The organism is Streptomyces sp. PCS3-D2, from assembly GCF_000612545.2.
GTDB lineage: Bacteria > Actinomycetota > Actinomycetes > Streptomycetales > Streptomycetaceae > Streptomyces.
In genome coordinates this window covers 4,623,767-4,642,455 of sequence record NZ_CP097800.1, presented here as the reverse complement: position 1 = coordinate 4,642,455, position 18,689 = coordinate 4,623,767, and the positions used below count along the sequence as shown (strand labels likewise).

The 18,689-nt window shown below is 72.2% G+C and carries 15 protein-coding genes; 9 read left to right on the top strand and 6 right to left on the bottom strand.

The genetic code is table 11. The features are described 5' to 3' along the window. Window positions 1-159: 159 nt before the first annotated feature. Window positions 160-423, bottom strand: a complete 264-nt coding sequence (locus tag AW27_RS20450) for a WhiB family transcriptional regulator (protein WP_003983763.1) — start codon at window positions 421-423, stop codon at window positions 160-162. A 629-nt stretch (window positions 424-1,052) separates the two neighbouring features. Here AW27_RS20450 and AW27_RS20445 point away from each other — a divergent pair. From AW27_RS20445 to AW27_RS20435, 3 genes are all read left to right on the top strand, one after another. Continuing rightward, window positions 1,053-1,589: a cysteine dioxygenase gene (locus AW27_RS20445; protein ID WP_052031127.1), complete on the top strand. Its 537-nt coding sequence runs from the start codon at window positions 1,053-1,055 to the stop codon at window positions 1,587-1,589. A 132-nt stretch (window positions 1,590-1,721) separates the two neighbouring features. Beyond that, on the top strand, window positions 1,722-2,681 hold the full coding sequence (gene cofD / locus AW27_RS20440; protein ID WP_037925326.1) for a 2-phospho-L-lactate transferase: 960 nt from the start codon (window positions 1,722-1,724) through the stop codon (window positions 2,679-2,681). Further along, on the top strand, window positions 2,678-3,976 hold the full coding sequence (locus tag AW27_RS20435) for a coenzyme F420-0:L-glutamate ligase (protein WP_037925324.1): 1,299 nt from the start codon (window positions 2,678-2,680) through the stop codon (window positions 3,974-3,976). The genes cofD and AW27_RS20435 overlap by 4 nt, the downstream gene beginning before the upstream one ends. A gap of 41 nt (window positions 3,977-4,017) precedes the next feature. Here AW27_RS20435 and AW27_RS20430 read toward each other — a convergent pair whose 3' ends face one another. Beyond that, window positions 4,018-5,016: a DNA-3-methyladenine glycosylase family protein gene (locus AW27_RS20430; protein ID WP_037925322.1), complete on the bottom strand. Its 999-nt coding sequence runs from the start codon at window positions 5,014-5,016 to the stop codon at window positions 4,018-4,020. A 199-nt stretch (window positions 5,017-5,215) separates the two neighbouring features. Next, complete coding sequence (locus tag AW27_RS20425; protein ID WP_037925575.1) at window positions 5,216-6,595, bottom strand: peptidoglycan recognition protein family protein; 1,380 nt, start codon at window positions 6,593-6,595, stop codon at window positions 5,216-5,218. A 140-nt stretch (window positions 6,596-6,735) separates the two neighbouring features. Between AW27_RS20425 and AW27_RS20420 the strand changes: the two genes are divergently transcribed. The 4 genes from AW27_RS20420 (at window position 6,736) to AW27_RS20405 (ending at window position 12,620) form a co-directional block, all read left to right on the top strand. Further along, window positions 6,736-7,485 carry a TIGR03089 family protein gene (locus tag AW27_RS20420; protein ID WP_037925319.1) on the top strand — a complete coding sequence of 250 codons (750 nt, stop codon included), beginning with the start codon at window positions 6,736-6,738 and terminating at the stop codon, window positions 7,483-7,485. A 174-nt stretch (window positions 7,486-7,659) separates the two neighbouring features. Then, window positions 7,660-8,901, top strand: coding sequence for an LCP family protein (locus AW27_RS20415; protein ID WP_037925317.1), 1,242 nt, complete (start codon window positions 7,660-7,662; stop codon window positions 8,899-8,901). 222 nt (window positions 8,902-9,123) lie between these two features. Beyond that, complete coding sequence (locus tag AW27_RS20410; protein ID WP_037925316.1) at window positions 9,124-10,857, top strand: LCP family protein; 1,734 nt, start codon at window positions 9,124-9,126, stop codon at window positions 10,855-10,857. Between the two features lie 56 nt (window positions 10,858-10,913). Beyond that, complete coding sequence (locus tag AW27_RS20405; protein ID WP_106967636.1) at window positions 10,914-12,620, top strand: LCP family protein; 1,707 nt, start codon at window positions 10,914-10,916, stop codon at window positions 12,618-12,620. A 126-nt stretch (window positions 12,621-12,746) separates the two neighbouring features. On the opposite strand, the gene AW27_RS20400 is transcribed toward AW27_RS20405, so the two are convergent. Beyond that, entirely contained in the window at window positions 12,747-13,772 is a 1,026-nt protein-coding gene (locus AW27_RS20400) for a glycosyltransferase family 2 protein (protein WP_037925313.1), read from the bottom strand. Between the two features lie 189 nt (window positions 13,773-13,961). Here AW27_RS20400 and AW27_RS20395 point away from each other — a divergent pair, with 189 nt between their 5' ends. Continuing rightward, entirely contained in the window at window positions 13,962-15,455 is a 1,494-nt protein-coding gene (locus tag AW27_RS20395; RefSeq protein WP_483316549.1) for an LCP family protein, read from the top strand. A gap of 100 nt (window positions 15,456-15,555) precedes the next feature. Here AW27_RS20395 and AW27_RS20390 read toward each other — a convergent pair whose 3' ends face one another. Beyond that, entirely contained in the window at window positions 15,556-16,092 is a 537-nt protein-coding gene (locus AW27_RS20390) for an acyl-CoA thioesterase (protein ID WP_037925311.1), read from the bottom strand. A gap of 105 nt (window positions 16,093-16,197) precedes the next feature. On the opposite strand from AW27_RS20390, the gene AW27_RS20385 reads away from it, so the two are divergent. Beyond that, complete coding sequence (locus AW27_RS20385; RefSeq protein WP_052031126.1) at window positions 16,198-17,511, top strand: LCP family protein; 1,314 nt, start codon at window positions 16,198-16,200, stop codon at window positions 17,509-17,511. Window positions 17,512-17,548: 37 nt separating this feature from the next. On the opposite strand, the gene manB is transcribed toward AW27_RS20385, so the two are convergent. Beyond that, window positions 17,549-18,631, bottom strand: a complete 1,083-nt coding sequence (gene manB / locus AW27_RS20380) for a mannose-1-phosphate guanylyltransferase (RefSeq protein WP_037925309.1) — start codon at window positions 18,629-18,631, stop codon at window positions 17,549-17,551. Window positions 18,632-18,689 lie beyond the last annotated feature (58 nt).

The window sequence follows — 18,689 nt, the reverse complement described above, 5'->3', positions numbered from 1 at the left end:
TGCCACAGCAGCGGTCCGCCTCCTGCGGGGAAGGTGCAGGAGGCGGACCGTGTGCGGTGCTCTGTGTTCGGCCGTGCGTCGCGTTCGACGCCGTGCTCCGATGTTCGGATATGTCGTGCGGGGTACTGCGGGTGCCGGGCCGGTGGGGCTCCGGCGGTGTCAGACGGCCGCCTTTTTCAGGCGGCGGCGCTCGCGCTCGGACAGGCCGCCCCAGATACCGAATCGCTCGTCGTTGGCGAGGGCGTACTCAAGGCATTCGGAGCGGACCTCACAGGCGAGGCAGACCTTCTTGGCCTCGCGGGTGGAGCCGCCCTTCTCGGGAAAGAAGGATTCGGGGTCGGTCTGGGCGCACAGGGCGCGCTCCTGCCATCCGAGCTCCTCGTCCGCTTCCTCGACCAGCAGTTCCTGAAACAGCTCGGTCATGTGCGCCCCTCGCTCTGTTGGTGCGTCCCCGTGGTCACGTCGTCACTCATAGCTACGTAACGACACGAGTGAAATTACAAGTGCGTGGCTCCGGGGCAGTCAAGCCGGGATCTGCTATCGGGCCCCTTATTCACTCTGCGGAACCAAGCCTATGCAGAAAGTGTTCATATCGCCAAAAATCGTGACACATGCCATCGGCGCCATCAGATGTCACCTTCACCCGTAATGCACGCGCCACCCCGACACGAGGTTGCGGCGCATCCCGAAGAGCGGCGTAGATCACATTCAGGTCACGACATGGCCGGATCAGGTTTGACTTCCGATGCAGCGCCGTATGCCCCGCCGCAGACTGCACAAACCTTTCTCCATGCGCGACAACCGGATGAGGTGAAACTTTTCCCCCAAACCGGACATTGAGTTGACAGCCGGACCCCTCACCCGTTCTCCTTATTCGCATGTCAGCGCCCGCAGCCACCACCCGGACCCCCATTCGTGGGTTCCTGTGCGCTGCCCAGGTTCGCTGTTGCTGTTGCTGCTGTTGATGCCCGTGGAGCCCCGGCTCCCCAGAGCTCCGGCCCTCCCCCCACAGCGACCGCCAGCACAACTGACATCCGTCGAGGTACACCCCGATGAACAGCACCACCACCAGCACGACCGCCGCCCCCGCGACCGTCGAAAGCGACCTGCAGATCGCCGGCGACATCCTCGCCGTCCAGCACCTCCTCCAGCCGGCCCGCGAACATCCGGCCACCGTCGCCGAGTTCGTCGGTCTGGCCCGCTCCATCGCCGAGGACCGCGCCTCCTGGCAGCACCTCGTCCAGTACGACGCCACCACCCGCTGGTACCACCGGCTGCGCACCGGCCCCGGCTACGAGGTCTGGCTGCTCAGCTGGGTCCCCGGCCAGGGAAGCGGCCTGCACGACCACGGCGCCTCCTCCGGCGTCCTGACGGTCCTGGAGGGCGAGCTCACCGAACACACCTCCCGCGGACGGCTCACCCACCGCGCCGGCGGCCAGCGCGTCTTCGCCCCCGGCTACACCCACGAGGTCGTCAACGACACCCTCGAAGGCGCGGTCAGCCTGCACGTCTACTTCCCCGGGCTCACCCAGATGCCGATGCACAACTGCTCCCCGGCCGCGTCCGCGTCCGAGTCCGTCCCCGCCTGAGCACGACCGGCCCCCGGCTCCCCACCCGCCGCCCGACCACCACCCCTCGCATGACAGCCTTCGGCTGACAGTCCCACCCGCCGCCCGACCACCACCCCTCGCATGACAGCCTTCGGCTGACAGACTGTCTGCATGCGCATTGTTGTTCTGGCCGGCGGTATAGGCGGCGCCCGGTTCCTTCGCGGACTCAAGTCGGCGGTGCCCGACGCGGACATCACGGTCATCGGCAACACCGGTGACGACATTCACCTCTTCGGGCTCAAGGTCTGCCCCGACCTGGACACGGTGATGTACACCCTCGGCGGTGGCATCAACGAGGACCAGGGGTGGGGCCGCACCGACGAGTCCTTCACCGTCAAGGAGGAACTCGCCGCCTACGGGGTCGGACCCACCTGGTTCGGCCTCGGGGACCGCGACTTCGCCACCCACATCGTCCGCACGCAGATGCTCGGCGCCGGCTACCCGCTCAGTGCCGTCACCGAGGCACTCTGCGACCGCTGGCAGCCCGGGGTGCGGCTGCTGCCGATGTCCGACGACCGCGTCGAGACCCACGTCGCGATCACCGAGGCCGGAACGGGCGAGCGCCGGGTCATCCACTTCCAGGAGTACTGGGTCCGGCTGCGCGCCTCGGTGGACGCGGAAGCCGTCGTACCCGTGGGGGCCGAGCAGGCCAAGCCCGCGCCCGGCGTGCTGGAGGCCATCGCCGCGGCCGACGTGATCGTCTTCCCGCCGTCCAACCCCGTGGTCTCGGTCGGCACGATCCTCGCCGTGCCCGGCATCCGGGACGCCGTCGCCGCCGCCCGGGCCCCCGTCGTGGGCCTCTCCCCCATCGTCGGCGGCGCGCCCGTGCGCGGGATGGCCGACAAGGTGCTCGCCGCGGTGGGCGTCGAGTCCACCGCCGCCGCGGTCGCCCTGCACTACGGGACCGAACTGCTCGACGCCTGGCTCGTCGACACCTCCGACGCGGACGCCGTCGCCGAGGTCGAGGCGGCCGGCATCACCTGCCGCGCGGTGCCGCTGATGATGACCGACCTGGCGGCCACCGCCGTGATGGCCCGGGCCGCGCTGGAGCTGGCGGAGGCCTCCCGGTGACGGCGGCCCCCTCGTACGAGGTGCGGGCCGTCGACGGGATACCGGAGGTCAGGCCGGGCGACGACCTGGCCAAGCTGATCACGACGGCCGCCCCCGATCTGTGCGACGGCGACGTCCTGCTCGTCACCTCGAAGATCGTGTCCAAGGCCGAGGGGCGGATCGTACGGGCGGAGTCACGCGAGGCCGCCGTCGACGCGGAAACCGTACGGGTGGTCGCGCGGCGGGGCACCCTGCGGATCGTCGAGAACCGGCAGGGCCTGGTGATGGCCGCGGCCGGTGTGGACGCCTCCAACACCGCCCCCGGCACCGTGCTGTTGCTCCCGGAGGATCCGGACGCCTCGGCCGCCGCGATCCGCGCCGGAGTGCGCGACGCGCTCTGCGTGGACGTGGGCGTGGTCGTCACGGACACCTTCGGGCGGCCGTGGCGCAACGGGCTGACGGACGTGGCCATCGGCTCGGCCGGCGTGCGGGTCCTGGACGACCTGCGCGGCGCCACCGACGCCCACGGCAACCCGCTCAGCGCGACCGTGGTGGCGACGGCGGACGAGCTCGCCGCCGCCGGCGACCTGGTCAAGGGCAAGGCCGCCGGCCTGCCGGTGGCCGTCGTGCGCGGACTGGCGCACGTCCTGGGCGAGGGGGCGACGGCGCGGGACCTGGTGCGCACGCCGGCCGACGACATGTTCCGGCTGGGCACCTCGGAGGCGGTACGGGAAGCCGTGACGCAGCGCCGCACCGTACGGGCCTTCACGGCGGAGCCGGTGGACCCGGGCGCGGTGCGGCGGGCGGTGGCGGCGGCCGTGACCGCCCCGGCACCCCACCACACGACGCCGTGGCGGTTCGTGCTGCTGGAGTCCGAGCCCGCACGGCTGCGGTTGCTCGACGCGATGCGCGACGCATGGATCGCGGACCTGCGGTCGGACGGCAGGTCCGAGGAGTCCATCGCGAAGCGGGTGCGGCGCGGGGACGTGCTGCGGGCCGCCCCGTACCTGGTGGTGCCGTGTCTGGTGACGGACGGGGCGCACCACTACGGGCACGCCCGGCGGGACGCCGCTGAGCGGGAGATGTTCGTGGTGGCCATGGGCGCCGGCGTGCAGAACCTGCTGGTCGCGCTGGCCGGTGAGCGGCTGGGATCGGCGTGGGTGTCCTCGACCATGTTCTGCCGGGACGTGGTGCGGGAGGTCCTGGAGCTGCCGCCGGACTGGGATCCGATGGGGGCGGTGGCGGTGGGCCACCCGGCGGCGGCCCCGCCGCAGCGGCCGAGCCGCTCCGCGGAGGACTTCGTCGAGGTCCGCTGACGACCGCCGTGCCCCCTCCTCCCCCTGCCCTGCCCTGCCCCTCAGAAGCGGCCGATGTCGCCGCGGGGCATGCGGGGGGTGCGGCGGGGCGGGGTGCGGCCCGCGAGGAGGACGAGGCGGGCCGCCCGGTGGCGCTGGCCGGCGTACGGCGCGAGGAGTTCCAGCATGGCGGCGTCGTCGGCGTCGCGGTCGCCGGCGAGGGCGAAGCCGATGATGCCGGGCAGGTGCAGATCGCCGGTGGTGACGGCGTCGGGGTGGCCGTTGCTGCGCTGGAGGGTCTCGGCGGAGGTCCACGGGCCGATGCCGGGCACGGCCTCCAGCCGGCGCGCGGCCCCGGCCAGGTCCATGGCCGCCGCCTCCTCCAGACGGTTCGCGACGCGTACGGCCCGGACGATGGTGTCGGAGCGCTTGGCGTCGACACCGGCCCGGTGCCAGTCCCAGGACGGGATCATCGCCCAGGTGCGGGGGTCGGGCATGACGTGCAGGTTCTGCCCGTGGGGGCCGGGCGCGGGCTCGCCGTACTGCTGTACGAGTCGGCGCCAGGCCCGGTACGCCTCGTCGGCGGTGACCTTCTGTTCCAGCACCGTGGGAATCAGGGACTCCAGCACCAGGCCGGTACGCGTCAGGCGCAGGCCCGGGCGGCGGCGGTGGCTGGCGTGCACGAGGCGGTGGCGCGGCACGAAGACCGCCGGGTCGTCGCCCGCGCCGAGCAGTGCGGGCAGCTGGTCGAGCAGCCAGGCACCGCCGGCTCCCCATGCCTCGGCCTCGATCTCCGTGCCGGTCCGGGAGACCCGGAGGGTGGCGGGCCCGTCGGGGGTGCGGGTGGCGCGCCAGACGGAGCCGTCGGGCGTGGTGCGGAAGGTGGGGTCGGCGGGGCCGCGGCGGAGCGGACCGAGCGTGAGGCCGAGGTCGACGGGGCCGTCGGGGGTCCAGCGGCGTTCCTTCGCACCCGCGCCGGCGGCTCGGCCTCGGCCCGGGGGCACGTCGGTGCGGCCGCCGCGTACGGCGGTCCGGTCGAGGGGGTCGAAGCGGCCGGCCATGGGTCGAGCGTAGCCCGCCGGCCGGCCCGCCCCGGAGCCGTGGCTTCGTCCGCGGGCGAAGCCACGGACGCGGACGCGGACGCGGCAACCGTGTTGCGGCCCCGGTCGCCATGCCCGGGGCGGGTCGGGGCGGGTCGGGGCGGGGCGGCGGGGCCGTCGGGTTCCGGGCGGAGCCCGCCGTCCCGGCCCGCCCCGGGGACTACGGGCGGCCCTGGAGCTTGGCCGAGGAGGTGCGGGTGGTGGGGAGCTTGCCGTACAGCTGCCTGCCGGGGCATTCCGTCGCGAAGCCGTCCCGGTGGCCCGAGATGACGTTCATCGAGACGTTCCTGCCCTTCGGGTAGCGGTTGCCGCCACCCGACTTGAGGGTGGTCTTGGCGCGCGGGTCCCGGCCGAAGAGGCCGAGCTTCCAGGCGGTGAGGCGGGCGACCGCGTCGACGGCGGCCGCCGGCGGCGCCGAGTTCGTGAAGGTGCCGAGCACCGCCACGCCCATGCTGTCCGTGTTGAAGCCCATGGTGTGCGCTCCGAGGACCGGCTTGGAGACACCGCCCGCGCGGCCCTCGTAGACCGTGCCGCACTTGTCGACGGCGAAGTTGTAGCCGAAGTCGCGCCAGCCGCTGCTGACCACGTGGTAGCGGTACAGGCTGCGCAGCACCGCCGGGGCGTCCTTGCAGGCGTAGTTGTTGCCGGAGGCGCTGTGGTGGACGAACGCCGCCTTGACGGTGCGCGTGTAGGCGAAGGCCTTCTCGCGCAGGGACTCGTCCGCGCCCCACCCCCTGCGGGTGACGATCCGCGGGCGCGGCCCGATGTAGGGGGCGGCTGCCGCGGTGAGTTCGCCGGCGAAGACGGCGTCGGCGGTGGAGTCGGCCTTGTTGAGCTCGGTGATCTCGTTCGCGCCGAGCGGGGCGTGCGGCACGTTCGCCGCGGAGGCCTCCGCCATCTCCATGGTCAGGCCGGGCGCGACCACCTCGCCCTTGTCGTCGGCCGGGCCGCTGTTCTTGCCGTCGGTGGACCCGGCCGGCACCTGCGCGCCCGGGTCGACGAGTTCGATGCGCATGCCCGAGGGGAGCCCGGTGCCCTCCGCAGTGGCCGGGGCGTCCGGTTCCGCCTGGACGCGGACCTCCACGCCGTCGGACTCACCGACCCACAGGGGGGCGGTGGCGCCGCGCACCCGGCCGGAGTCGCGCTCCACCGCGTCGGGGTCGGCCGCGTGCTCGCTGTTGTGGACCTCGACGTCCTGCCAGTCGGACCAGGTGGCGGTCCGGACGGAACGCGTACGGACCTGGACGCGGCCGTTGAGCTGGGTGGTGACGTCGTCCCAGACGACACCGACGAGGGAGAACGTCCTGACCTCACGGGCGGGCAGCCCCTGCGTCTCCGGGCCGCGGGGCGAGGCGCTCATCCCGGGGACGCCGGGCATGCGGTCCGCCGCGGCCCCCATGGGGACGAGCGGCAGCGACTGGGTGGACCCGGCCGGGGTTACGGGGACGGTTTCGGCGAGTGCTGGAGTCGGGAGCGCGAGGGGCAGGGCCAGTGCGGCGGCCGTCGCGACGCCGATCGAGGAAGCAAGGAATCCACGCATGACAAGGATGGTGGGCACGCTCACCGCGGGGCGCCATCCGAGATCTGATGCTCCGTCCGCTGCCCCGCGGACACCCCTCCTCCGTACGGAGGTACCGGCGCCCCCCGTACGGAGGAGGGCGCCCGCGTACCCTGTGCCGGGTGAACGCCACTGACCGCACCCCTGCCGACCTGCTGCAATCCGCGCTCGCGGCCGATCCGGGCCGCCCGCTCGTCACCTTCTACGACGACGCCACCGGCGAACGCGTCGAATTGTCCGTCGCGACCTTCGCCAATTGGGTGGCCAAGACCGCGAACCTGCTCCAGGGCGACCTGGGAGCCGAGCCCGGGGACCGGCTCGCGCTGCTGCTGCCCGCGCACTGGCAGAGCGCCGTGTGGCTGCTCGCCTGCGACGCGGTCGGGGTCGTCGCCTCGGTGGGCGGGGAACCGGGTGACGCCGATCTCGTCGTCAGCGGTCCGGACACGCTGGAACGAGCGCTGGAGTGCGACGGCGAGCGGGTGGCGCTGGCCCTGCGGCCGCTGGGCGGGCGCTTCCCGCAGCCTCCGGCGGGGTTCGCGGACTACGCGGTGGAGGTGCCGGGACAGGGCGACCGTTTCGCCCCCTTCGTCCCGGTGCAGCCCGAGGGTCCCGCGCTGGTCGTCGGCGGCGAGGAGCTCTCGCACACGGCGCTGGTCGCCCGGGCCCGCGAGGACGCGGCCGGGCTCGGCCTCGGCGAGGGGTCGCGGATCCTGACCGGCCTCGGCTACGACACCTGGGAAGGGCTGTCCGCGGGGCTGTACGCCGCACTGGCCGCGGGGGCCTCCGTGGTGCTCTGCCGGAACCTGGAGCGGCTGTCCGCCGAGGCGCTGGCCCAGCGCACCGAGAGCGAGCGCGTCACCCACACGGCCTGATACCGGGGCGCGCTCCGTCACCCGGACCGATCAATGTCGGGAACGGCCGATCTGTCACCCGTACGGCCCTAGACACGACCCCGCCCCCGGGCCGCTCCGGCACCCCGGGGGCAGGATCGGCAGTGGCCGTGCTCACCCGTACGGCTGCTCGCAGCGGCGAGGGGACACACGCCAGTGACGGACAGCTCAGGCATACCGGACGGCAGCGATGCGGCCGGAGGCGGGCGACGGCCTCCGCGGGACCGCAGGCACCGGTTGCTGCGCTGGATCGGCCTGGGGCTCGCACTGCTGGTGCTGGCGGGGGCGGCCACCGGGTGGTGGCTCTACGGCAAGCTCGACGCGAACATCACCGAGGACACCTCCGCCGCTGCCGAGCTGGAGCGCTACGAGCGCGAACGCCCGGCGCGCCTCGCCACGGGCGCCCAGAACATCCTGCTGATCGGCTCCGACTCGCGTGCGGGCAGGGGCAACGCCGGCTACGGGGAGGACAAGGGCACCCAGCGCTCGGACACCACCATCCTGCTGCACCTGCCGAAGGAGCGCCGGAGCGCGACCGCCGTGTCGATCCCCCGGGACCTGATGACGGAGATCCCCTCCTGCCTGCAGCCGGACGGAAGCCGCACCGGGGGCTCCTTCGCTCAGTTCAACTGGGCGTTCGAGTGGGGCGGGGCCGCCTGCACGATCCGGACGGTGGAGAAGCTCACGGGTATCCGCATCGACCACCACATGGTCATCGACTTCAGCGGGTTCAAGCGGATGGTCGACGCCGTCGGCGGGGTGGACGTCTGCCTCACCCAGCCGATCGACGACGTGCAGGCCAAGCTGAAGCTGCCCGCCGGCCGGCAGACCCTGCGGGGCGAGCAGGCACTGGGGTTCGTCCGGGCCCGGCACAGCCTGGGCAACGGCAGCGACACCGAACGGATGGAGCGTCAGCAGCAGTTCCTCGGCTCGCTCGTCACGAAGGTGCAGAGCAACGGCGTCCTGCTGAACCCGGCACGGCTGTACCCGCTGCTGAGCGCCGCCACCTCCTCGCTGACCACCGACCCCGGGCTGGCGTCGCTGCGCGACATGTACGAACTCGTCCGAGGTATACGGGACATACCGACCGATCGCATGACGTTCCTGACGGTGCCGCGCCGCCCCTACGCCCCCGACCCCAACCGGGACGAACTGGTGGAGCCCGACGCCGGGCGACTGTTCCGACAGCTGAGGGAGGACGGGCCGCTGACGGTGACCCCGCCCGGGGCGACGGCCTCGGCGCGGCCTCGGACCCCCGGGAACGCCGCCCCGACCCCGGCCGCGACGGCAACGGACGCCGCTCCGGAAGGGAATTCGGCCGGCGAGGGAACCCCGACCCCCTCCGCGCCCATCCCTACCTTCACAGGAACGACCGCAGGGCACACCGGGTGCCGGTAAAGCAATCCAAAAGCCGGCGACCGGACCGAGTGGAATGGGCTGTTCACCCCGTTATAAGGGCAGTGGAATGTGTCACCACCATGGTTTGCGGCCGAACAGGACGGATAAGGTGAGCGATCCGGTGCCCGGCCGGACCGGAGACCGGGTACCACCAGCCGGATCGTTGACCGTGCGCCTTGGGGAGGCGCGTCGCGAGGCACCCGACGGAGGATTCGAGCAACCGTGGATGCGCAAAGCCGTGGGCGGGCGGACGAGATCGACCCCGCAGACCAGTGGGTGCTCAATCCCCGCACCGGCCACTACGAGCTGCAACTGAACGACTCCGCAGCGCGAGAGCGACCCAAGGTCGCCGCGCCCCGTAGATCCTCGTCGGCCCCCACCGCCCCCACCGCGCCCTCCCCCGGCGTACCCAAGCCGCGCCGTGGCGACGCCCCGCCCGGCGGCCGCAGGAGCGGCCGCTCGCGCAAGGGCGGCGGCGGTGGCGGACGGCGCAAGAAGGCCCTGCTGATCACCAGCGGCAGCCTGGCCCTGCTGCTGGTCGGCGGCGCCGCCGCCGCGTACCTCTACTACGACCACCTCAACGGCAACCTCAGCGTCACCGACATCGCGGGCGCGGGCACCGGCGGGTTCAAGAAGGACCAGGCCATCAACATCCTGGTCATCGGCACCGACAAGCGCAGCGGTGCGGGCAACGAGGGGTACGGCGACAAGGACAGCGTCGGCCACGCCGACACCACGATCCTCTTCCACATCGCCAAGGACCGCTCCAACGCCACCGCGCTGTCCATCCCCCGCGACCTGATCACCAACATCCCCGACTGCCCGACGAAGCAGCCGGACGGCACCACCAAGACCATCCGCGGCACGAAGGGCACGCGCTTCAACACCAGCCTGGGCCAGGAGGGCCGCGACGCGGGCTGCACGATGCGCACGGTCAAGGAGGTCACCGGCATCGAGGTCGACAACTTCATGATGGTCGACTTCAACGCGGTGAAGACCCTGAGCACCGCGGTGGGCGGCGTGCCCGTGTGCCTGGAGAAGGCCGTCGACGACAAGGACTCCAAGCTGAAGCTCCCCGAGGGCGAGCACCGGCTGGAGGGCGAGCAGGCGCTGGCCTTCGTGCGGACCCGGCACGCCTTCGGCAACCAGAGCGACCTGGACCGCATCAAGACCCAGCAGCAGTTCCTCGGTTCGATGATGCGCGAGATGAAGTCCAAGGAGACGCTGACCAGTCCGAAGAAGTTCTTCTCGCTGGCGGAGGCGGCCACCAAGTCGCTGACCGTGGACCCGGGCTTGGGTTCCATCGGCAAACTCACCGATCTCGCCAGCGAGTTGAAGGACATCGACCTCAAGAACATCACCTTCACCACCCTGCCGGTCCTTGACAACCCGGCCGAGCCCGCGAACCGCAAGGCGACCGTGGTGGTCAACAAGGCGCTGGCCGATCCCCTGTTGCAGATGATCCGGGGGGACGTCTCGCTCACGGAGGTCGAGAAGAAGGAGCAGGCCGCCAAGGACGCGGCCGACGCCGACGCGAAGGCCAAGCAGGACGCGCTGCTCCAGGGCGACCGGGCGCCCGCCGGGGACGTACGGGTGAACATCTACAACGGCGGCGGCCCCAAGGGCGCCGCCTCCGGCACGCTGAACTGGCTGCAGAACACCAAGGGGATGTCAAAGGCCAGCAACGAGGGCAACGCCCCGTCGAAGGTGGACGCCACGCAGCTGGAGTACGCCCCCAACCAGGCCGCCCAGGCCCGCGCGCTCGCGGACGCCCTGGGACTCCCGGCCACCGCGCTGAAGATGGGCACGGCGGACGCGGCGGCGAAGACCCCGATGAAGCTGACCCTGGGTCCGGACTTCCAGCAGGCGGGTTCCCCGCTGGCGCCGCCGGTGCCGCAGGAGCTGTCCAAGGACGTCCAGCAGGCGCAGGCCGACAAGTCCGTCTGCGCCAAGTAGCGGTACGTGCCCGGTCGCACCGGGACACCCATGACCAAGTAGGACCTTTGAGGGGGATGCGCGTGAGGCACAGCGACGTGCGGGAGGAGGGGGCGGGCGCCCAGGCCGACGGGGACATACCCGACGGCGGGGCCGGCGCGCCCGGCACGGTGCCCCGCCAGCGGAACGGCTCGGATCCGACCCGCACGGCCGGCACCCGTCCCCCCGCGAGGAGCCGCCGGCGCGTGCTGCGCTGGGTCTCCGCGATCCTGTCCCTGCTCATACTCGGGACGGCGGCGGCCGGCTACCTCTACTACCGGCACCTGAACGGCAGCATCCAGACGGACGCGCTGAACCTCGGCGAGAACAAGCTGGGCGGTTCCAAGCCCAACGCCTTCGGGCAGACCCCGCTGAACATCCTGCTCATCGGTTCCGACGCGCGCGACGACGCGGAGAACCAGGCCCTCGGCGGAGCCAGGGACACCTTCGACGGCCCGCCGCTCGCGGACGTCCAGATGCTGGTGCACCTGTCCGCGGACCGCAGCAACATGTCCGTGGTCTCGATGCCCCGCGACACGATGCTGATGATGCCCAAGTGCACCGAGCCGGGCGGGACGGTGCACCCGGCCAGCAAGGGCCTCGTCCAGACGAACGAGTCGATCCAGCGCGGTGGGCCGGGCTGCACGGTCGCCGCCTGGACCGAACTGACCAAGATCCCCATCGATCACTTCATGATGATCGACTTCAAGGGCGTGGTCCGCATGGCCGACGCCATCGGCGGTGTCCCGGTCTGCGTCGAGCAGAACGTGCACTCCCGCACCCGGGACGGCAAGGGCTCCGGCCTGAAGCTGCCCAAGGGCACGAGCGTCATCCAGGGCGAGACGGCCCTGCAGTGGCTGCGCACCCGGTACGGCTTCGAGGACGGCACCGACATAGGCCGTACCCACGCCCAGCACCAGTACATGAACTCGATGGCCCGGGAGTTCCGCAAGAACGCCAAGCTCAGCAACCCGGTCAAGCTCAACAGCCTGGCCCAGGCGGCGATCGAGGCGATGGTGGTGGACACCGGCCTGAACAAGATCGACAAACTGTTCGACCTCAGCATGGAGCTGAAGAAGGTCCCGCCGGGCCGGATCACCATGACCACCATGCCCTGGGTCTACAGCTCCAAGCCCGGCCTGGACGGCCGTGTCGAGCCCAAGCCGGGCGAGGCCGAGGACCTGTTCCGGATGGTCCGCGAGGACATCCCCCTCGACGGCCAGGGCTCGGGCAACCCGGCGGCCACCGCGACCCCGGGCACGCCCGCGTCGCCCTCCGCCCCGGCCCAGCCGGCGACCTCGGCACCGGCGGCCGCCGCCACGACCGCGCCGCCCGCGAAGATCGCGGTGGCCGTCCGGAACGCGACCGGGGGCAAGGACGGCGCCCAGTCCGTCGCGAAGGGCCGGGCGAGCGAGGTCGCCGCCCTGCTCACCGGCAAGGGCTTCACCAAGGCCGTCGCCGACAACCGGACGGGCGCCGAGGACACCTCGGTGGTCCGCTACGCCACCGACGCCCAGGCGGCCGACGCGGCCGCCGTGGCCACCGCGCTCGGCCTGCCCGCCGGCTCGGTGCAGAGGTCCGACCAGGTCGCCGGGATCGTCGTGTTCGTCGGCAAGGACTGGCGGACCGGCGCCACGCCCACCCCGCCGCCGCCGGCCCCGACCAAGGCGCCGGACTCCGCCCACGCGCTCAACGGCGACAACGACCAGGCCTGCATGGCGGTCCAGCCCGGCTTCACCTGGTAGCGGGCACACAGGAGGGGCCCGGTGGGGAGGCCGCGCACGAGCGCGCTCTCCCCGCCGGGCCCCTCGGTCCCTGCCGTCGAAGTCCCGCCCGGACGGCGCTGCTTCGACGACAGGACCTGCTGTGCCTCAGGCCTGCGGGACACCGGGGGCAACGGCCGGGCGGCGGCTCGCGATGAGCTTGTCGGCCAGGGCGCGCGGGCTGGTCAGGAAGCCGAAGCCCCAGGACAGGTGCATGGTCGCCAGGGCGAGGGGGATCTGCACCCGGGCCTTCGGCGACAGCCCCCTGCCCGCCGGGACGGAGCCCGCGGCGATGGCCGCGAGGTAGCCGGCCGGCACGGCGAAGCCCAGCGGGCTGACGGTCACACCCACGACCACGCCCGCGGCGATCGCACAGACGAGGGCCGGCGGGGCCAGGTAGCGCAGGTTGATGGAGCCCGAGTGGTAGCGGGCCACCACGTGCCGCCACCGGCCGTAGTCCTTGTACTGCTTGGCCAGCGCCCTGACCGAGCGGCGCGGACGGTACTGGACCTTCAGCTCGGGCGAGAACCAGATCAGCCCGCCGGCTTCGCGGATGCGGAAGTTCAGCTCCCAGTCCTGGGCGCGGATGAACTCCTCGTTGTAGCCGCCCTGCTGCTCCAGCGCCTCGCGGCGGAAGACGCCGAGGTAGACGGTCTCGGCCGGGCCGGCCCGACCACCGGTGTGGAAGGGGGCGTTACCGACGCCGATCTTCGAGGTCATCGCGGCGGCGACGGCCTCCTCCCAGGCGTTCTCGCCCTCGGCGTGCATGATCCCGCCGACGTTCTGCGCACCGGTCTCCTCCAGAAGGCGGACGGCGGTGGCGATGTAGTTCGGTGAGAGCATGCCGTGGCCGTCGACGCGTACCACGATCGGGTGACGCGAGGCCTTGATCGCGGCGTTGAGCGCCGCCGGGGTCCGGCCGGTGGGATTCGGGACGGTGTGGACTCGGGGATCCTCGGCGACGAGTTCGGCGGCGATCTCGTCGGTGCGGTCCGTGGACGGCCCGAGTGCGATCACCACCTCCATCTCGCCCGCGTACTCCTGTTCCAGGATGTGGCGGACGGACTCGCGGAGGTAGTGCTCCTCGTCGAGCACCGGCATGATCACCGAGACTGCGGGCTGCTGGGCGGGCATGTGGTCCTTCAAGGTCGGGTATCGGTGTCACGTTACCGCGTACGGGGGAACCGGGTGCGCGCCGAGCGACCGGTAAGGACAGAGGCTGATCGTATGGGCCTACTGTTCTGTCGAATCAGCCGGCTGAGCCACCCGAAGGCCGGCCCGTCCTTCGACCGGTATCCCTGTGCTCCCGCGGAGGTGTCCACCGTGCCCCAACCGCACCGCCCCATCCGTCCCGCCGGCCCGCCCCGGCCGCAGCGCGTGCGGCGCGGCGGCGGCGGACCGGCCCGGCCCCGGGAGGGCCGGCCCCGCTGGGGGCTGCGGATCGCGGCCGGGCTGTCGGTGGCGGTGCTGGGCTCCGGGGCCATCGGGCACGCCGTGATGACCGGATTGGACACCGGGATCGAGCGGGTGGACCCGTTCAAGGACATGAAGAACCGCCCGCAGGCCGGACACGGCATCAACTTCCTGCTGGTGGGCACCGACGGCCGGGAGAAGATCAGCCCCGAGGAGAAGCGCGAGTACCGCCTGGGCGGGGCGCCCTGCCACTGCACGGACACGATCATGCTGGTGCACCTGTCGGCGGACAAGGAGCGGGCGAGCGTCGTCAGCCTGCCCCGCGACAGCTACGCCGAGGTGCCCGCGCACCATGACCTCGTCACCGGCAAGGAGCACAAGCCGCACCCCGTGCGGCTGAACGCGGCGTACGCGGAGGGCGGGCCCAACCTCACCGTGCGGACGGTCGAGAACATGACCCGGGTGAAGATCGACCACTACCTGGAGGTCGACTTCACCAGCTTCATGAAGACGGTCGACGCCATGGGCGGCGTGGAGATCTGCACCGCCAAGACCATGCGCGACCCGAACACCGGCCTCGACCTGCTGCCCGGCACCCATCGGCTGACCGGCGGGCAGGCCCTTCAGTACGTGCGCTCGCGCCATGTCGACGGTGCCTCCGACCTCGGCCGGATGCAGCGCCAGCAGCGGTTCGTCGCCGCGCTGATCAAGCAGGCGACCGCCGGCGGGGTGCTGCTGAACCCGGTCAAGTTCAAGGAGCTCAGTTCCACCCTGCTGGGCTCGGTCCGCGCCGACCGGGGCTTCGGCTCGGAACAGCTGCTGGCGCTCGGGCAGGCGATGCGGGGCTTCACCCCCTCCTCCTCCGAGTTCGCCTCGGTGCCGATCGGCAGCCCCTCCTTCCGCGTCAAGGGCATCGGGTCCACCGTGAAGTGGGACGAGCCGAAGGCCGCCAAGCTCTTCGAGGCGCTGCGCGAGGACCGGCCGCTGGCCCCGGCCCGGACCGGGAAGGGGGCCGCCGGCCGCCCCGCGGCGGTACCGGTGGATGTACCCCCCGCGCAGGTCCGGGTCCAGGTGGAGAACGGGACCCGGATCGACGGGCTGGGCGGGCGCGTCGACTCCGCGCTGCGCGCCACCGGTTTCGACACCACGCGGGCCCCGGGCAACGGCGCGAGCCGCGACGTCAAGCGCACGGTGATCACCTACGACCCCCGCTGGGACCGCTCGGCGCGGTCGGTGGCGACGGCGCTCCCGGGCAGTGAGCTGCGGGCGGTCGCCGGGCAGGGCCGGACGGTCACCGTGATCGCGGGCACCGACTACCGCAAGGTGGTGCCGGTGCGCGCGGAGGACCCCTACCAGGGCTCCCTCGGTGTCGTCAGCGGCGACCAGGTGGTCTGCGGCGGCTGAGGAGGCTCCCGCCCCGGGCCGCCGGAGACCCCGGAGGGTCCGCGGGCGCCGCCGTCCCGGGCCCGCGCCGTACGGGCCCCGGGAGCTCAGTCGTCGCAGGTCAGTCGTCGAAGCCCTGGGCGGCGCGCTCCTCGCGCAGGGCCACGATGGCCTGGCGGCGGGCGAGCCGGTGGGTGCGGCGGATCTGGGCCTCCTGGTAGCGGCGCTCGTCCTGCTCCGTCTCCGGGAGCACCGGCGGGACCCGGCGGGGCTTGCCGTCGGAGTCCACCGCGGTGAAGACCAGGTAGGCGCTGCCGACCTGGGTGGCGGGGGTGGACTCGTTCCACCGCTCGGCCAGGACGCGCACACCGATCTCCATGGAGGAGCGGCCGGTCCAGTTGCACTGGGCCTTCACGTGGACGAGGTCACCCACCCGCACGGGGGCGAGGAAGGCCATCTCGTCCATGGAGGCGGTGACCGCCGCACCGCCGGAGTGACGGCCCGCCACGGCGCCTGCGGCGTCGTCGACCAGCTTCATGATGACGCCACCGTGCACCGTGCCGAGGAGGTTGGTGTCGTTGGCGGTCATGATGTGGCTGAGGGTCGTCCGGGAGGCGGCGGTCGGCTTCCCGGGCAGCTCGCCCGGTATCTGTGTCATACGGACACCTTAGTTGGGTCGTGGAGGCATCAGCTCTGCAACAGCACCGGTACGGAATCTCCCCCGGGCTGTCGGAGGCGCTGCCCGGCCGGGCATCCTTGGCCCATGAATGACTGGCCAGAAGGTCGTGACGACGCCTACGGACGCGGCAGCGCGCGTCCGCAGCCCGAAGGCGTGCAGCGGATGCGGCACATCCAGCGGCAGCCCCAGCAGCCGCCCAGGCCCCCGCAGCCCGCGCCGCCGCGGCCGCAGCGCCCGGCCGGGCCGCCGCCCGGCGTCCCCCAGCAGCAGGCCGGCGGCCATGACGCGTACGGCGGTTTCGACAGCGGCTACAACACCGGCCAGGTGTACGGCTCGCCCTCGGGCGGCGCCCCGGGCCGGCCGCAGGGTCCCGGCGGACCGTCGGGCCCCGCAGGCCCCGGGCGCGCGCCCGGTCCGGCCCCGGACTGGCGCAAGCGCATCAAGATCGGCTCGATCGTGCTGGGCTCCGCGCTCCTCGTGACGTCCGTCTCCACCTACTTCTGGGCCGATTCCAAGGTGCGCCGCGAGGTGGACCTCTCCAAGGTCATCGAGCGGCCGAAGGAGGGCGACTGCACGACGTACCTGATCGTGGGCTCGGACAGCCGTGAGGGCATGTCCGACGAGGAGAAGAAGAAGCTCCACACCGGCTCGGCCGAGGGCAAGCGGACCGACTCGATGATGATCCTGGCGAAGTGCTCCAGCGGGAACACGATGGTCTCGCTGCCGCGCGACTCGGACGTGGAGATCCCCTCCTTCGTCGGCTCCGAGTCCGGCAAGAAGTTCGCCGGGACGGGGCGGCGGGTCAAGCTGAACGCGGCGTACGCGGAGGACGGCCCCGAGCTGCTGGTGCGGACGGTCGAGCACAACACGGGGTTGCGGATCGACCACTACGCGGAGATCGGATTCGCCGGCTTCGCGAACATCGTGGACGCGCTGGGCGGCGTCGAACTCGACATCGAGCAGGGCTTCAAGGACGAGAAGTCGGGCGCCGACTTCAAGGCGGGCAGGCAGACGCTGAACGGCGAGCAGTCGCTGGCCTTCGTACGGACCCGCTACGCCTTCGCCGAGTCGGACCTCCAGCGGACGAAGAACCAGCAGAAGTTCCTGGCGGCGCTCGCCAACCAGGCCGCGACCCCCTCCACGATCCTGAACCCGTTCGCGCTCTACCCGATGCTCGGTGCAGGCCTGGACACCCTCATCGTCGACAAGGACATGAGCCTGTACGACATGGGCCAGATGTTCTTCGCGATGAAGGGCGTCAACGGTGGTGACGGTGTGTCGATGAACATCCCGATCTCCGGCCAGCGCGGCGGCAACCTCGTCTGGGACAAGGCGAAGGTGCAGCAGCTGGTGAAGCAGATCCAGAACGACGAGAAGGTCACCGTCCGCGGCAACTGACCGCGGCGGCGACCCGTCCGCCTCCCCGGGCCGGGCTTCAGGCGTCCGGGGAGAAGCGGATGGCGGCGGCGGGCAGCTCCGCCTCGCACCACACCCGGGCACCGGCCCGCAGTTCGTTGTCGGCGCCGACGACGGCGCCGTCACCGACGACGACGCCGTCCAGCACGGTCCGCGCACCCACACGGGCGCGGGCGCCGATCAGGCTGGCGTTCACCTGCGCGTCGGGGCCGATGAACGCGTCGCCGAGCACGATGGTGCCCTGGACGTCCGCACCGGCCTCGATCCGGGCGCCGGCGCCGACGACGGTGCCGCCCGACAGCTTGGCTCCGGCGGCGACCTGCGCGCCGGGCAGCACCAGGGACTCGCCGCGGCGGCCGGGAACGGCCGGGGAGGGGACGACGCCGCGGACGAGGTCGGACGAGGCCTGGATGATGGACTCGGGCTTGCCGAGGTCCATCCAGTAGGTGTTCTCGGTGACTCCGTGCAGCGTGGCACCGGAGGCGAGCAGGCCCGGGAAGGTCTCGCGCTCGACGGAGACCGGCCGGCCGGCCGGGATGGCGTCGATGACGCTGCGGCGGAAGACGTAGCAGCCGGCGTTGATCTGGTCGGTGATGATCTCCTCGGGCGTCTGCGGCTTCTCGGTGAAGGCGAGCACCCGCCCGTCGGGATCGGTGGGGACGAGGCCGAACGCACGCGGGTCCTCGACCCGCACCAGGTGCAGGGAGACGTCGGCGTCGGCCGCCTCGTGCGCGTCCACGAGGCCGCGGATGTCCAGGCCGGTGAGGATGTCGCCGTTGAAGACGAGGACGGAGGAGTCGGGGCCGCCGGTCAGGCGCTGCCCGGCGTTGCGGATGGCGCCGCCGGTTCCCAGGGGCTCGTCCTCGACCACGTACTCCAGGCCGAGACCGAAATCGGAACCGTCCCCGAAGTAGGGCTCGAAGACCTCGGCGAGGTAGCAGGTGGCCATGACGATGTGGGTGACACCGGCGGCGGCGGCCCTGGCTATCTGGTGCGCGAGGAACGGGACGCCTGCCGTGGGGACCATGGGCTTGGGCGTGTTCACCGTCACGGGACGCAGCCGTGTCCCCTGTCCGCCGACCAGCAGGATCGCTTCCGTCATTGCGTTCTCCCCAACCGATTCCGGCGTACGAAGGTCCAAATTTAGCCCATCCGGGGGC

Excerpts from the sequence above, each read along its gene's own strand:
- AW27_RS20450 (WP_003983763.1), bottom strand. The coding sequence starts at position 423 with ATGACCGAGCTGTTTCAGGAACTGCTGGTCGAGGAAGCGGACGAGGAG.
- AW27_RS20445 (WP_052031127.1), top strand. The coding sequence starts at position 1,053 with ATGAACAGCACCACCACCAGCACGACCGCCGCCCCCGCGACCGTCGAA.
- cofD (WP_037925326.1), top strand. The coding sequence starts at position 1,722 with ATGCGCATTGTTGTTCTGGCCGGCGGTATAGGCGGCGCCCGGTTCCTT.
- AW27_RS20430 (WP_037925322.1), bottom strand. The coding sequence starts at position 5,016 with ATGGCCGGCCGCTTCGACCCCCTCGACCGGACCGCCGTACGCGGCGGC.
- AW27_RS20425 (WP_037925575.1), bottom strand. The coding sequence starts at position 6,595 with ATGCGTGGATTCCTTGCTTCCTCGATCGGCGTCGCGACGGCCGCCGCA.
- AW27_RS20405 (WP_106967636.1), top strand. The coding sequence starts at position 10,914 with ATGCGCGTGAGGCACAGCGACGTGCGGGAGGAGGGGGCGGGCGCCCAG.
- AW27_RS20400 (WP_037925313.1), bottom strand. The coding sequence starts at position 13,772 with ATGCCCGCCCAGCAGCCCGCAGTCTCGGTGATCATGCCGGTGCTCGAC.
- AW27_RS20390 (WP_037925311.1), bottom strand. The coding sequence starts at position 16,092 with ATGACACAGATACCGGGCGAGCTGCCCGGGAAGCCGACCGCCGCCTCC.
- AW27_RS20385 (WP_052031126.1), top strand. The coding sequence starts at position 16,198 with ATGAATGACTGGCCAGAAGGTCGTGACGACGCCTACGGACGCGGCAGC.
- manB (WP_037925309.1), bottom strand. The coding sequence starts at position 18,631 with ATGACGGAAGCGATCCTGCTGGTCGGCGGACAGGGGACACGGCTGCGT.